Origin of the sequence: uncultured Rhodospira sp. (assembly GCF_937138205.1) — a bacterium.
GTDB lineage: Bacteria > Pseudomonadota > Alphaproteobacteria > Rhodospirillales > Rhodospirillaceae > Rhodospira.
This window is the reverse complement of record NZ_CAKZOT010000115.1, coordinates 1-14,622: the sequence shown is the minus strand read 5'-3', so window position 1 is coordinate 14,622 and position 14,622 is coordinate 1. Positions and strand designations below refer to the sequence as shown.

General features: G+C 69.3%; 14 protein-coding genes and 1 riboswitch. Of the genes, 3 read left to right on the top strand and 11 right to left on the bottom strand.

Annotated elements, in window-relative coordinates:
- Window positions 1-224 precede the first annotated feature (224 nt).
- Complete coding sequence (locus Q0309_RS18065) at window positions 225-530, top strand: HigA family addiction module antitoxin (protein WP_299444604.1); 306 nt, start codon at window positions 225-227, stop codon at window positions 528-530.
- Between the two features lie 19 nt (window positions 531-549).
- Here the strand turns inward: Q0309_RS18065 and Q0309_RS18060 are convergent, their stop codons facing one another.
- From Q0309_RS18060 to Q0309_RS18050, 3 genes are all read right to left on the bottom strand, one after another.
- On the bottom strand, window positions 550-789 hold the full coding sequence (locus tag Q0309_RS18060) for a type II toxin-antitoxin system Phd/YefM family antitoxin (RefSeq protein ID WP_299444602.1): 240 nt from the start codon (window positions 787-789) through the stop codon (window positions 550-552).
- Window positions 790-977: 188 nt separating this feature from the next.
- A complete protein-coding gene (locus Q0309_RS18055) occupies window positions 978-1,748 on the bottom strand; it encodes a transporter substrate-binding domain-containing protein (protein WP_299444600.1) in 771 nt (256 codons plus the stop codon).
- Window positions 1,749-1,955: 207 nt separating this feature from the next.
- Entirely contained in the window at window positions 1,956-3,242 is a 1,287-nt protein-coding gene (locus Q0309_RS18050) for an ArgE/DapE family deacylase (protein WP_299444598.1), read from the bottom strand.
- A 174-nt stretch (window positions 3,243-3,416) separates the two neighbouring features.
- On the opposite strand from Q0309_RS18050, the gene Q0309_RS18045 reads away from it, so the two are divergent.
- Together Q0309_RS18045 and Q0309_RS18040 are read left to right on the top strand one after the other, a co-directional pair.
- Entirely contained in the window at window positions 3,417-3,938 is a 522-nt protein-coding gene (locus tag Q0309_RS18045; RefSeq protein WP_299444596.1) for a hypothetical protein, read from the top strand.
- A 37-nt stretch (window positions 3,939-3,975) separates the two neighbouring features.
- On the top strand, window positions 3,976-4,395 hold the full coding sequence (locus tag Q0309_RS18040; protein ID WP_299444594.1) for a hypothetical protein: 420 nt from the start codon (window positions 3,976-3,978) through the stop codon (window positions 4,393-4,395).
- Window positions 4,396-4,416: 21 nt separating this feature from the next.
- Here Q0309_RS18040 and Q0309_RS18035 read toward each other — a convergent pair whose 3' ends face one another.
- From Q0309_RS18035 to Q0309_RS18000, 8 genes are all read right to left on the bottom strand, one after another.
- On the bottom strand, window positions 4,417-5,109 hold the full coding sequence (locus tag Q0309_RS18035; protein ID WP_299444592.1) for an ABC transporter ATP-binding protein: 693 nt from the start codon (window positions 5,107-5,109) through the stop codon (window positions 4,417-4,419).
- Window positions 5,093-5,872 (bottom strand): cobalt ECF transporter T component CbiQ, encoded by a 780-nt coding sequence (gene cbiQ, locus Q0309_RS18030; RefSeq protein WP_299444590.1) that lies wholly within the window; start codon window positions 5,870-5,872, stop codon window positions 5,093-5,095. Before cbiQ ends, Q0309_RS18035 begins: the two co-directional genes overlap by 17 nt.
- A complete protein-coding gene (locus Q0309_RS18025; protein ID WP_299444588.1) occupies window positions 5,869-6,477 on the bottom strand; it encodes a cobalt ABC transporter permease in 609 nt (202 codons plus the stop codon). The genes cbiQ and Q0309_RS18025 overlap by 4 nt, the downstream gene beginning before the upstream one ends.
- Before the next feature lie 14 nt (window positions 6,478-6,491).
- Complete coding sequence (cbiM, locus tag Q0309_RS18020; protein ID WP_299444586.1) at window positions 6,492-7,118, bottom strand: cobalt transporter CbiM; 627 nt, start codon at window positions 7,116-7,118, stop codon at window positions 6,492-6,494.
- Between the two features lie 19 nt (window positions 7,119-7,137).
- Window positions 7,138-7,935, bottom strand: coding sequence for a DUF4198 domain-containing protein (locus Q0309_RS18015; RefSeq protein WP_299444584.1), 798 nt, complete (start codon window positions 7,933-7,935; stop codon window positions 7,138-7,140).
- A gap of 191 nt (window positions 7,936-8,126) precedes the next feature.
- Window positions 8,127-8,344, bottom strand: a riboswitch (cobalamin riboswitch).
- A gap of 19 nt (window positions 8,345-8,363) precedes the next feature.
- A complete protein-coding gene (locus Q0309_RS18010) occupies window positions 8,364-9,575 on the bottom strand; it encodes an MFS transporter (protein ID WP_299444582.1) in 1,212 nt (403 codons plus the stop codon).
- A 389-nt stretch (window positions 9,576-9,964) separates the two neighbouring features.
- The gene (locus Q0309_RS18005) at window positions 9,965-10,528 is read right to left on the bottom strand and encodes a hypothetical protein (RefSeq protein WP_299444580.1); all 564 of its coding nucleotides are present in this window, start codon (window positions 10,526-10,528) and stop codon (window positions 9,965-9,967) included.
- Between the two features lie 236 nt (window positions 10,529-10,764).
- Complete coding sequence (locus Q0309_RS18000; protein WP_366940663.1) at window positions 10,765-14,361, bottom strand: LAGLIDADG family homing endonuclease; 3,597 nt, start codon at window positions 14,359-14,361, stop codon at window positions 10,765-10,767.
- Between the last annotated feature and the right edge of the window lie 261 nt (window positions 14,362-14,622).

The following is a 14,622-nucleotide window of genomic DNA, read 5'->3' as shown; positions in this document are numbered from 1 at the left end:
CGACTACCTCGCAAGCGTCGTCACGGCATGACCCGTTCACCCGATTCCCCTGCCGGCGGCGGCAAATTGACTTCGCGGCCCCCCCTCCCTAGCTTGGGGCGACGGGGGCCGAACCGCCCCGCTCACCCGAAGAAACGGCGTCCCCTCCCCAAGCCGAGCGCACGCGGCGCGGCGTTGCGCGGCTTTTTTGGCGGGATGCCCCTGACGCAGGCGGACCCACTCCCATGGCCCACACTGACAGTTCCCAGCATCCCGGCACCGTCCTGCGCAAGCGCTTCATGATGCCCAACGGTTTGAACGCCGAGGGCCTGGCCGCCGACCTGGGCGTGCCGGCCAGCCGGCTGGAGGACGTGCTGGCCGGGCAGCGGTCCATCAGCGCCGACATGGCGCTGCGCCTGGCGCGGTACTTCGGCACCTCGCCGCTGTACTGGATGAATCTGCAAAGCCGCTTCGACCTGCATATCACCGGCAAGGTGATGGCCGGCGACATCGAACGCGAGGTGCGCCCGTTTCAAAAGCGGGTGGCGTGAGGGCGGCGGGTGATGGGCTCTAATGGGTCACCCGTCCCGCCCGATATTCGGCGATCGACCGGGCCAGATGGGCTGCATTCGCCGGCGATGACAGCAGATGCACGGTTTCCATCAGGCTGTTGAAGGTCTCCAGCGACATGACGACAGCGTCGTCCGCTGACTCGCCGCGCGTAATCACGGTGTAATCCGCGTCGGCGATGACCTGATCGAGAATCGATGTGAGTCCGGTTTCAGCCGTCGATATGGAAACGATGCGCACGGGGGTGTCCTTTCTCGCGTGGGGCCATAGATGGCGCCTCGTGGCTATGAGACGGGCGCGGGGGCGCATCGTAAAGACCCGGCGGGCGTGAACCCTGCACCGGGCCACCCCAACAAAAGCGTAGCGTCGTCGGTGGCCGGGTGGGGGCGCACGCCGGCCACGGACGTCAACAGTGATTGAAATGGCCGTTAGTTGTTGCCGTCGTACGCGGTCCCGATCACATCCCGGTAGCGGTCAATGTACGTCGCGTTGATGGCCGCGATATCATCCGCCACCGCCTCACGGCAGGTGTCGAACGCATCGGCCAGGGCCGGGTCTCGGAACACCAGGGTATAGGGCGTTGGCGCGAAGATCGGGCTGAACGTCGCCGGCTGGGCGGTGTCGATGCGGGTGTCCTCCTGGCCGAGGCGGTCGTTGTATTCCGCCACGATCATGCCCTCGCCGAGGACGACGTCGACCCGCCCCGTGAACAGCAGGCGCGAATGGGTGATCTGATCGGCGACCTCGCGGTAGGCGGCGAAAGAATCCTTGGCCTCGGCCAAGCCTGGAATGATGTTCGCGGCGTTGGCGAACGTGACCACCGACAGCCCCTCCAGGTCCGCCAGACTCGTCGGTGCCACGCCGGTCGAGTCCAGGAGCGTGACGCCGTTCATGTAGGTGATGTACGGGTCGGTGGCGGACCCGCCCAGGTCCATGCCCACCGGCACGGTGCCGACAGCGTCCGCCGCGCCCTCCTCGAACGAGCGCCAGTGGCGGCCGAACGGTTCGACCTGGAACGCCGTCGTCCAACCGCATTCCTTGGCGACACGGGCGATGACTTCAACCTCGCGGCCGGTGCCGTCATGATTCGTGTGCGGGGGCAGGTCCCCCATCAGGACGGTCAGGTCCTGGCCGAAGGCCGGCGTCGCCATTGGGCTCGCGGCCAGAATCGCGATCATGAGACGCCTACGCACGGACATGGGCTCCTCCTGTCGTGGCGCGGAGTGGATCAAAACCAAACCGGAATGGTGAGGTTGCACGGCAGTGTCGTGATGAACTCGGCGGGCCCTGTCCAATGAAAGTTTTTCTGTGATTTAGACTGAGACTAGTCAGTCCTAGGAGCCCAAACTCTCATATGAGAAATGGCCTATATACCATTTCGGATATATTTGGCGACACGATTCGTTTCATGCCCGCTCCAGCCCGCACCATTCGGCGATGAAAAGGGCGATGGCGCCGGTGATCCGCCGCAGCGACGCCAGGCTCACCCGCTCGTCGAAGCCATGGATGGCCTCGGCGCGCGGCCCATACACCAGGCACGGGGTGTCCTGGTAGAGCACGAACACCCGGCCATCCAGATAGCTGGTGGTGGTGAAGGCCTCCAGCGACTGGCCGTACGCCGCCGCGTGGGCGCGGCCCAGGGTCTGCTCGGCGGCGCTCCCTTCTTCCAGCACGTACCCCTCGGCCATGAAGCCGTTATAGGTCACCTCGGGCGGGGTGTTGGCGAGGAACGGATCGTCCGCCGCCGCGCGGCGCAGGCAGTCCTCGATCTCGCGCGCCGCGTCGCGCGGATTGACGCCCGGATAGAGGCCAAAGCGGCCATCAAAGGTACACCACGCCGGCACCGACGAGGCCCAGTCGCCGCCCGCGATCTTGCCGGGGTTGAAGGTGATGGGGGCGTCCAGGTGCTCGAAATGGCGGTGGTCCCCCTTGCGGGCGTTCCAGTCGGCCTCCAGGTCGCGCAGGGCCTGGATCAGGCGGAACGCGGCCTCGATGGCGTTGGCGCCCTGGCCGGCCTCGCGCACGTGGGCCGGCTTGCCGCGCACCGTGACCTGGAACCAGACGACGCCGACGTTGGCGCGGACCAGCTTGTCGTCCTCCGGTTCCGGGATGATGGCCGCGTCGGCGCGGTAGCCGCGCACGAGACAGGCCAGGGCGCCGTTGCCGGTGCACTCCTCCTCGACCACAGATTGCTGGTAGACGGGCGCCGCCGGCTGGTATCCCAGCCGTCGCAGCGCATCCATGGCGAACACGTTGGCGGACAGGCCGGCCTTCATGTCGCCGGCGCCGCGCCCGTACAGCCAATCGCCGTCGCGGCGCGGCACGAAGGGCGGGCTGGCCCACAGGTCGGTGGGACCTGTCGGCACCACGTCCATGTGCCCGTTGAGGATCAGCGAGCGGCCCGACGTCTCGCGCGGGCGGTGGCTGCCGACCACGTTCAGCGCGTGGCTGTAGTCCACGGTGACCGGCGAGAAGCCCGGATGGTGCCGGATGGCGTCGACGTCGATGGTCCAACGGTCCATGGCATAGCCCCGGCCGGCCAGGGCGTCGTGCATGAAGTCCTGGGCGGTGTGCTCCTGCCCGCGCAGGGTCGGAAAGCGGACCAGCTCCTCCAGGAACGCGGTCTGGTCGGCGAAGCCGTCCGCGACGGCGGCGAGGATGTCGCGGGTCAGGGCCGGGTCGAGCGCGGTCATGGGGAGTCTCCGGGGTGGGCGGTCTGATCCCACGCTCGCGCCGATGGGGGCGGCCGTCAACTCCAAGGGCTGACGGGACCGGGCAGGCCCACTGCACCGTAAGACGGTTGATCGGCCCAGGTGACACTTCTATCGTGCAACCCCGAGGCGTCGGGGACGGGGGCGTGCCCGCCCTTGACGCAAAACGACGCGGGTGTGATGGGGAGGCCCCCGTTGACAAATTTGTCAACACTGCACATGTTCGTGAGGACAGGGCGGCTTCTTCCGTACGAACTGGCCGAGGACGACGATCGCCAACCGCATCGCTCCCTGTATGTCACTCCGGATCTGGCGAGGTGGATCAATGGCGACTTGGCGCGGTGCCACTTCTCGAAAAGGGCGGTTTCTCCTGTCGAGCAGATCGCGGATTTCATGGACCGGTTCGTGGGTGAGCCCGTCATGCACATCAACGATTTCCAACAGATCAAGCCTGCGGGAGCCCATGTCTATGAGATGAAAACCACCGACGTCCGCGTCTATGGCTGGTTTCCGGCCGCGCGCGTCTTCATCGCCGTAGAAGGCGCCTTGAAGGCCGAGACGACGGCGGCGGGCACGGTGACGGCGATCCGCAAGCGCGTCGAGGCCTTTCGGTCCGGACTCGCTCTTCCGTCCCCTGATTCGGTGAGGCACGAGATCAATGTCAGAGAACTCCTTTAGGCCAGAAGGATCGGCGCGGCGCCGGTCGTTCGCGCGGTTGATCGGTGGCATCCACCAGGAACTGAACCGTGTCTTGACCGCGCAACCATCCGTGACCAAGGCTGAATTGGCGCGCCGACTGAACGTGGACCGGGCTATCATCACGCGCCGCCTCAACGGCACAAGCAATATGACGCTGGAATCGCTGTCAGACTTGGCCTGGGCGATGAACAAGCGGGTCAAGGTGAGCCTGGAAGACCGGCCCACCGCCGTTGGCGCCAACGCCGCGCCGGAAGCGGCGGCCCCCGTTGACAGTGTGGACATGGGTGCCCCCGCTTCGGCGGGGCCCAACAGCCCCATGCAACGCGCGACGGTCCAGCCGCACGACCGACTCGGAACCCTGGTCCACCTTGACGAAGACGACGTCCGGGCTGCGTCGTTGCTGATCCGCGACCGTCACGAGCCACCGCAAAACTGATGGCAGGGGCGACAGCGAGGCCTACGCGTCGCCCTCCCCCCGCGCGTGGCGGCACGCGGGGTCGTGCGGGACCAGGGCGCCCGCCTCCAGGCGCAGGGCGCGGGTCGCCACCTTGCGGCGGAAGTGGGCATCGTGGGAGACAACCACCATGGCCTGGGGCAGGCCGCGCAGGATCTCGACCATGCGCGCCGTGGTCTCCTCGTCCAGGGCGTTGCTGGGTTCGTCGAGCAGCAGCACCTCCGGATCCATGGCCAGCACGCAGGCCAGCGAGACTAGGCGCTTTTCGCCGCCCGACAGCTTGTGTGTCACCCGGTCGCGGAACGCCGACAGGCCCAGCTCTGCCAGCACCCGGTCGACGATTGCCAGGGCCTCGGCCCGCGTCCGGCCCAGGTTGAGCGGCCCGAACGCCACGTCCTCGGCCACCGTCGGGCAGAACAACTGGTCGTCCGGATCCTGAAAGACATAGCCGGCGCGTCGGCGCACCTCGTGAAAGTCCGGCTCCGCCCGGCGCTCGGTCCCGAACGCGACGATGCGGCCGGCCTGCGGGCGCAGCAACCCCACCAGGATCTGCATCAGCGTGCTCTTGCCGGCGCCGTTCGGGCCGACGATGGCCAGCCGCTCGCCCGCCGACAGGGTCATCGACGCGCCGTGCAGCACCGGCGGGCGATGGGGATAGGCGAAGTGGAGCTCGGAGACCTCAAACAGGACCGACATGCAGGCTATCCAGGGCAAGAAGGGCGGCCAGGGCGACCCCGGCCCCGGCGCCGAACACGGCATCCGCCCGACCGTACCGCAGATCGTCCAGCAACGGCAGACGGCCGGTGAAGCCCCGGCACTTCATGGCCTGGAGGATGCGTTCGGAGCGTTCCAGCGCCCGCACCAGCATCATGCCGACCAGATAGCCGATGGAGCGGAACGTGTGGCCATTGGTGCGCGGGCGAAAGCCGCGCGCCTGCATGGCGCGGCGCAGGCGGCGGTATTCGGCGTCGATGACGGCGATGTAGCGCACCGTGAACAGCAGCAGGTGGACAAGGCTTTCCGGCAGGCGCAGGCGGGCCAGGGCGTGGCCCAGGGTCGTCGGCTCCATGGAGCCCACCAGCGACAGCAGCATCAGCACGATGGCGTTGGCCTTCAGGGCGATGGCGGCGGCTTGCTCCAGCCCGGCCCACGAGGCCGGCCAGCCGAACACCGTGAACGCCGCCTCCCCCGGCACGGTGAACGGCAGCATCACCAGGATGAAGACGATGAAGCCGTCCATCAGGGCCATGCGCTTCAGGGTCGGGCCGGGCGGCAGGCGCGCCGCCGCCAGCGCCGCCCCGGCCAGGGCCAGCGGCCCCAGCAGAACCCACAGGTCGTTCAGCGAGACGGTGACGAGCGCGAACGCCACGGCGGCCAGGATGCGCGTGCGCGGGTCCAGGGCCTGGATCAGGCCGGGCGTGGTGGGGGCCGTGCTGTCATGGCCGAAGGCGTGGCTCATTCCGCCGCCTGTCGGTGGTCGCGACGGCGGGCCAGCAGGAAGAACGCCAGCCCGAACAGGCCGAGAATATAGCCGATGCCGCCCAGCACCGTCTGCAGGTCGTGCTTCTCCTTGTAGGCGGAAATCTCGCGGCGCAACGGTCGCACCTCGTCGCGCACCGCCTCGGCGATCTGAGCGGTCAGGTCGGCGGGCATCGCGGCCGGCGCGGCGGTTTCCGGCGTCGCGACGGTGCTGGACGCGGCCGGATCGGGCACCGCCCCGGACTCCGGAGCGGCCGCGCCGGCGACCGCCGGCACGTCGGCGACGTCCAGGGTGAACGTGGCCACATGGCCGGCGCCCAGGTCGGCCTTGAAGACGTGCATCACCTGCCGCGTCGGCGCGTAGGTGAAAAAGCCGTCGGCGTCGGTGCGGGTCTCGCCCATCTTGGCGCCGGCCTCGTCGAACACCTCGACCAGGGTGTCGGTGGCCATGTCGCCGTTGGAGAAGCCGACCTCGCCCTCGATCACGGCGCCGGCGGGATAGGCCCCGGCGATGACCTTGTGCGCCAGGGCGGGCGCGCCGCTCAGCGCCAAGAGGACGACGGCGACGGAGGCAATGCGGATCATGGCATGGGTCCTCCTCACGCGGGCCGGGCGGGCGCGACCAGGGCGCCGAACAGGTCCGGCTTGACCCGGTGGATCAGGGTCACGGCGGCGGCGCAGACCAGCCCCTCGATGACCGCAACGGGCAGGTGCGCCACCACCACCAGCTTGGCGGCGGGGATGAACGCCTCACCGGACAGCCACAGCACCAGAGCCACCGCCAACGCCGTCAGCATGATGGCCAGCGATCCGGCCAGCAGGCCGCTCAGTCCGGCGAGACGGCTGTCCGCGCTGGCCACGCCGCGCCGGAACAGCAGACCCACCAGCACCGCCGGCAGGGCGATGGTCACCGTGTTCACGCCCAGAACGGTCACCCCGCCGAAGCCGAAGAACACCGCCTGCAACAATAATCCGACGAACAACGCGGGAAAGGCGGCCCAGCCGAGCACCAGCCCGGCCAGGCCGTTCATGACCAGATGTACGCTAGAGGGACCAATCGGCACATGCACCAGCGCGGCGACGAAAAAGGTCGCGCTCAACACGCCGGCGGCGGGGATCTTCTCCAGGCTCAGCGAGCGCAGGCCCAGGGCGATGCCGCCGGCGGCGGCGACGCCGCCACCAATCAGCACCGGGGCGCTCAAGGCTCCATCGACAATATGCACCACATGGCCCTCCTCGGCGCGGCTACCTCAGGTCGTATGCGCGGACCCAGATCACCGCGTCCTGGCTCAGTTCCTTGCCCTCATGCTCTTTTTCGGGACCCGACCCGAGGGCGGCGAAGCCCCAGAAGCCGGCCTTGGGGATGCCGAAGGTGAATGCGCCGTCGGCGTCGGTGACGGCCACCACCGCGCCGCCGGGCATGGGCGAAGCGGTCGGCTCGGTGGTGCTGTTGGCCTCCATGTCGGGTTCGGCCGCCATGTATTCGATCTCGATCTCGATGCCGGGCACCGGCTCGCCGTTCGACAGCACCACGCCGGAGAAGGTGGAGCCGGCGATGATGTTGGTCGGCTTGTTCAGCGGCAGGATCTCGGTCGGCAGGCCCTGCGCCTCCATCCAGTCGGTCGGCATGGTGGCCCGGTTCAGATAAGCCTTGGTGATCTGCTGGATATAGATATCCTCGCTGCCCTCGTAGTAGGGCGCGGGCACGGTCACCAGCACGTAATCGCCGGCGCGCTTGACCGGCACCGTGGCCTCGAAGGCGGCGGCGCTGTTGTCGGCGCCCTGGAAGGTGATCGGCGCGACGGTGTCCAGCAGGTCCGTCTTCTCGCCCCGGTGGATCATATAGAACTCAAGCGGTTTCTCCATGTCCATGACATGGCCGTTCTCGAACGGGTGCCAGAAGATCAGCTTGACCGGCACATCGCCCGGTCGGTCGATCTGCACCTCGGGGGTGTAGCTGAGCACGAAGTGGGCGTTGGCCGCGGCGGGGATGGTCAGGGCGGCGGCGGTCAGCGCCGCGAGGGCCGTCTTGCGAAATGTCATGGTGTCTCGTCGCTCCCAATGCGCGCGCACGCGAGCCCTCGGCCCGGCCTGCGCGGTCAGTGAAAGGACGGTCGGGGAGAGAGGGCGTTCGGAGGGCCGGTCGAGAGCGTCCGTGAAAAGGGGGCAGCCCGCCAGCGTCCCAACGCCAGACGCGCACCCCGGCGTCCGGTGGGTCCGCGCCGCCCGTGTCCAAGGCGTCGCGGGTCGCTGGCAGGTCTCCTGGCTCGCGGGTTGTCGCCTGCTGCTTCGCCTTCCCGAGGCGCTGTCCGCCTCAGTGGCCTGTCGAAGCCGGCTCGCCGCTCACAGTTGCGGGGGCAGCCACGGATTTGGTCCCTGATGGGTACGCCGCACCGTGTTCCCTTTTCACCCGGACGCGTGGCGCCCGGGAACCATCGACGAGGCAAGGAAGCCCTGGAACCCCTGCGATGTCAAGGGACGTGCGGCCGGCGTGTCGCGGGACGGCCCGAAAGGCCGGCGGCCAGGGCGCACACCCCGGCGGCGGCCAGCATGGGAACGATGGCGCCGGTCCACGCGCCCCCGGCGGCGGTGACGGCGGCGGCGATCAGGGGCGGCCCCATGAACTGGCCGATGTTGGAGCCCTGCATGAGCATCCCGTTGGCGGCGGCGAGGTGGCGCGGGGACGGCGCCTGCGCCGGCATGGACGCGAAGATGGCCGCCGGGATGATCCCACCGGCGGCGGAGAACAGCAGCACCAGGGCGAACCGCGCCGACTCGGGCAGGACCGTCGAGAACAGTCCGGCGCCACAGGCGGCCATGATCACGGCGACACTCATCATCAGGCGGGGCGCCGGCACGCCCTTGCGCAACAGCCAACCGCCGGTCAGGTTGCCGGGCACGTTCACCACCACCACCAGCGCCGTGAGTAGGGCCGCCGTCTCGGGCCGCACGCCCAGGGCGGCGGGCAGGAACGTGGGCAGCCAGACCATCACCGCGATCCACTGAAACGCATAGGCGCCAAAGGTGGCACCGAGCAGCAGTAGGCCCGGGCGGCGCAGGCTTTCGGCCAGCACGCGCCAGGGCGGTCCCTCCGGCGGTGGGTGAACGGGCAGGCCGGCCGTCGCCCGCAGGACCAGGACGGCGCCCGCCCCCGCCACGGCGGCGATGACCAGCCACACGCCGCGCCAGCCGGCGGCCTCCAGCAGCCAGGGCGAGGCCACCAGGGCGAGCGCCATGCCCGCCGGCATGAAGACGCTCCACAGGCTCAGCGCGCTGGAGCGGTCGCGCGGCGCCGTCGCCGCCAGCACCAGGGCCGGACTGGCCACGCTGACGATGACAAACCCCAGACCTTCCAGGACGCGGCTCGCCAGCAGGAGAGCGTAGCCGGTCCCGGTGGCGCCGATCAGGCCGCCGGTGGCCAGGCTCAACAGACCGAACACGACCAGCCGGCGGCGTCCCAGACGATCGGCGAGCACGCCAGCCATCAGGCCAAGGGTCATGCTGAGGACGTTGAAGGTGGAGACGATGAAGCTCGCCGCCACCATGCCGAGACCAAGTTCGCCGCGCAACGCGGCCAGCGCGGGGGGCACCTTGCCGACATGCAGGGCGGCGATGATGCCGCCCGCCACGAGGGCCACCACGACGGGCCAGCGGGTACGCTCAAGATCAGGAACAGGGGACACGGGCGGGGACCTTGAAAAGGAAAGGCACAGTTCGCGTTGGATATGCGTAGGCCCGCCAAGCGCAAGAGGCCGGACGGATGGCGCATCCGTAACCCGCTCCCCTGGATAGGGCTACCAGATTCACACCCCTCCGGCAGCGTTCGCCAGTACCGACGGGGCGGGACAAGCCCGTAGGGCGGATTCGCCCCGCGCCGCGGGGCAATCCGCCGGGTTCGGTGAGGCGGCGCACGGCGCGCCGCTTCGCGGCGGTCGAGTGCGCCCTACGACGTTGAATCTTTCTAACCGTAGCCATGAAAAGAGAAGGGTCGGGCCGGCGCGCGCCGCACGACAACGGCCCCGCGCCGGAGGGGCGGCGGGGCCGTCGGGAGAGGTGTTCGCGCGGTGCCGGATCAGGCGGCGTCGGCACCCGCGTCGTCGGGGAGGCGGTCGCAGAAGTCTTCCAGCCACGCCTGGCTTTGCTCGGCCTGGGCGATTTCCTGGTCCAGCCAGATCCCGAACGCCCCACCGGCCCCGCCGTGGGCGCGGCGCATGTCGAGCAGGCGGTTCAGTTCGGTCTCGCGCGCATCCAGCAGCAGTTCGACCTGGGCGCGCTGGTCCTCGACCGGCAGCAGGTGCAGGAAGCGGAACTTCAGGGCCGTGACCAGCTTCGACAGGTCGGAGGAGGCGCGCAGGTTGGCGGTCAGCAGACGGCGCAGTTCCTCGCGGCCGGCGTCGGTGATCTCCAGCGTGGCGGTGTCGTCCAGCATGTCGCCCGCCGACGAGGTCACCAAGCCCTCCACCTGCAACAGTTCCATGGAACTGCCCAGCAGGTCGAGCGACGGGCCGTTGATGCGGGTGACGAAATCACGCACCCGGCGGGCCACGTTGGCGTAGGAGTCGGGGCCGTCGGCGATGGTGCCGAGGGCGCAGAGTCGCACCGATTCGCGCGGCGTCAGCGTCTTGTCAGCAAACATGGCGGACCCTCCTCGTAAATGGCCTGGGCACATGCCCTGGGCGGCGCCCCGGCGGGTGGTGGACAGTGGCCCTCTGCCTTACATCAAGGCACGACGGACATGCTGCCACACCGATAGCCAAAGAACTGTAGCACGGATCACATGGGAACACCACTGCGCCGTGGCAAGGGCAGGCGGAATATGCCGGATGGAATAGCCGACCCGCGTGATCGGGAGACGCCGGCCTCCCCGCCGGCCTAGCTGCATTTTGAATAGCCGCAGCCGGCGCAGGTATCGCATCCCTCCTGGCGCATCAGGGTGGGCTGGCCGCACTTTGGGCAGAACCGCAGCCCGGACGGGCGCGGGGCGGGGGCGGCGCCGTCGGACGCCACGGCGCGGCCGCCGTCGGACGCCACGGCGCGGGCGCCGTCGCCGGGGGGCTCCTCCGCCTCGGGCTCCGCCTCGGCGACCAGGAACCCGGTCTCGACCATGTGCCGCTCGATCACCTCGCCGATGGCCGCCAGCAGCGACGGCACATAGCGTCCGCCCATCCACTGGCCGCCGCGCGGATCGAACACCGCCTTCAACTCCTCGACCACGAACCGCACGTCGCCGCCGCGCCGAAACACCGCCGAGATCATGCGCGTCAACGCCACCGTCCAGGCGTAGTGCTCCATGTTCTTGGAGTTGATGAAGACCTCGAACGGCCGCCGCCGTCCCTCCGGCCCGACGATGTCGTTGACCGTGATGTAGATGGCGTGGTCGCTTTCCGGCCAGCGCACCTTGTAGGTCTGCCCCGGCAGCACCTGCGGCCGGTCCAGCGGCCGTGTCAGGTGCACCACGCGACCGTCGCCGTGGGCCGCCGGATCCGTGGTGCCCGGGCGCAACGGCGCGTGGTCGTCATGGGGTTGGCCGGGCACCGTGGCCAGGTCGGCGCGGTCATCGGCCAGCACCTGCGGCGGCAGGTCCGGCGACGGCGTGCCCTCGGCCACCGGCGCCTCGGGTTCGGCGCCCGGGGCCGAGACCGACAGCACGGCCCCGGTGACGGGGTTGGGCCGGTACGTGGTGCAGCCCTTGCAGCCGCTCTCCCACGCCTGCCAGTAGACGTCCTTGAAGGCCTCGAACGGCAGGTCCTCGGGCACGTTGATGGTCTTGGAGACGGCGCTGTCGATGTATTTCTGCACCACCGCCTGCATCACCAGATGATCGCGGGGGGTCAGCGCCTGGGCGTCGACGAACGCATCGGTCAACGGCGCGTCCTCGCCCTTGAGCGCCCGATACAGCCGATAGGCGTAGTCGGACACGGTCTCCTCGCGCCGCGTTCCGTCCGGCTGCAGCACCGCGCGGCTGAAGGTGAAGCTGAACACCGGCTCCAGGCCCGAGGACACATTGTCGGCGAACAGCGAGATGGTGCCGGTCGGCGCCACCGAGGTGATCAGGGCGTTGCGGATGCCGTGCTCGGCGATGCCGGCGCGCAGATCGTCGTCCAGCGCGCGGATGGTCTCGCCCTGAAGGTATTTGTCGCGGTCGAACAGGGGGAACGGCCCCTTCTCGCGCGCCAGGTCGATGGAGGCGGCGTAGGCGGCGCGCCGCAGCGTGGCCATCCACTGGTCGGTCAGCGCCACCGCCGCCGGCGAGCCGTAGCGCGCCCCGCACTGGATGAGCGCGTCGCCCAGCCCGGTGATGCCCAGGCCGATGCGTCGCTTGGTCAGGGCCTCGTGACGCTGTTCGGGCAGGGGATAGCGCGAGACCTCGATCACGGTGTCCAGCATCCGCACGGCGGTCGCCGTCAGGTCCGCCAGCGCGTCGGTGTCCAGCCGGGCGTCCGGCGTGAACGGATCGGCGACCAGCCGCGCAAGATTGACCGAGCCGAGCAGGCAGGTGCCGTACGGGGGCAGGGGTTGTTCGCCGCAGTTGTGGAGCCAGAGGCCATTGCCGTCAAAGGCGTTCACGCCGGGAATCCGCACATCGAACACATCGGCGTCGCCGTCCGGCATGATCCGGGCCACGCGAGCGACAAACCGCTCGCGGTTGAGGGCGCGCTTATAGGCCCCAAGAGCGGCCTTCAGCCGCGCCGCCTTTTCCGAATCATGGAAGCCGATGTGCTTCAGGTAACGCGGCAGGTTGGCGCCGGCGATAATCAGTTCGTGCTGGGCGCGGGTGGGATAGGCCCGCACGCCGCCGCGTCCGTCCGACAGCACCGTCGACCCGGCGATGCGACGGTTGAGATAAAGGCGCGCGATCACGCCGAACCGGGCAAGGATGCGCTGGACCCGGCGCAGCAGGTCGGCATCACTCTGTGCCAGCCGGATGCTGACGCCCTTTTCCTGGGTGCCCTGCACGCTGCCGTCGGCGTCGAACAAACCGCGCAGGACGCCGGCCTGAAAAGCCGGGCCGGCCCGTTCGATGGCATCGGTCAGGGTCTTGCGACCGGGCGTCATGTCATAGCGGGCCGCCAGTGTCTTGACGGCACCCAAGGCCATGCGCACTTCGCCGCGTCCCGGCACCTCGACCCAACCGGAGAAGTCGCTGCGATGCGGCAGGCTGCGCGCGGCCTCCAGCGCGGCGGCCATCACCGCCTGCACGCCGGGCCGCTCGCGCGTGCCGTTGACCACCTGCTCCCCTGGCCAAGCACTCAGCACCGCCTTGTCGGTCTTCAGGGTGCCGTCGCCCACCAGAAGGCCGATGAGATAGCCTTCCGCCGCCGTGCCCTCGCCGTCCCAACGGGGGTCATCGGTCCCGTGGTCGTGCAGGCACACCAGGTCACCGGCGGTCAGGTCGCCGGCCGGGCGCCACTCTGTTTCGTGACCGTCGCGAGTCCGACGTGTGGCCACCCGGACGGGGTGGTCGGCCGTCAGGCGCACCCGCCACCCTTCCACGGTGTCCAGCGCCAGAACCGGTTTTCGTCCGGTGGGGAAGAACCCCTCCGGGTCGCTTTGGCGGGGCCGCCCCTCGACCAGCGCCGTGAAGGGACGTCCGACGAGATCCGCGACCTGTCGCGGTCCCTCGGTGGTGTGGACCCAGGTTTCCGCCGTCACGCAGGGATTCGTCGCTTGAATTGTCTCGCAGTACCACAGGTTGTTGCGCTGATTCACCCGGTCGATGAAGATCACGCCCGGCTCGGCGTGGTCGTAAGTGGCGCGCATGATGCGCCCCCACAGGTCGCGGGCGCGCACCGTGCGGAAAACCGTGCCCTCGAACACCAGGTCCCAGGCCGCGTCGGCCTGCACCGCCGCCATGAACGCGTCGCTGACCAATACCGACAGGTTGAACATGCGCAGCCGCCCGGGCTCGCGCTTGGCGTCAATGAATTGCTCAATGTCGGGATGGTCGCAGCGCAGGGTGGCCATCATGGCGCCCCGGCGCGAGCCGGCGCTCATGATGGTGCGGCACATGGCGTCCCAGACGTCCATGAACGACACCGGGCCGGAGGCGTCGGCGCCGACGCCGTGCACCGGTGCCCCCTTGGGCCGCAGGGTCGAGAAGTCGTAGCCGATGCCGCCGCCCTGTTGCAGGGTCAAGGCCGCCTCGCGCAGGTGCGAGAAAATGGCCCCCATGTCATCGGCGATGGTGCCCATGACGAAGCAGTTGAACAGGGTGACCTTGCGGTCGGTGCCGGCGCCGGCCAGGATGCGCCCGGCCGGCAGGACGCGGAACCCCTCCAGGGCCTCGCGAAACCGCCGGCCCCACGTGTCCGGATCCGATTCGACCGCCGCCAGGGCCGTGGCGACTCGGTGCCACGTGTCCTCGACAGACTTGTCCACAGGCTCCCCACCCGGCGTCTTGAACCGGTACTTCATGTCCCAGATTTGATGGGCGATGGGCGCGATCGGCGCCGAAACGCTCTCGGACACGGGCGCGGCCTCCCTTTCGGAGCAAGCTGTTCCGCCGGACGATAAACCTTGACGCCGGTCTCGTGCCGCCGGACCGGTCCCGGACACATACGGCCCCGCGGCCCGGCCGTCAAGCGAAGTTCTTGTTATGTTCTCGCCCGCGACCGACCCGGCGAGTCCTGGCCGAACGCGGGGAGACCAAGCGTCCGCCGTCCGCCCACAAGGTTATCCACAATTCCCCACAGTCGCGGATCCGTCAGTCGATCCGCCCGGCCGGCCGGC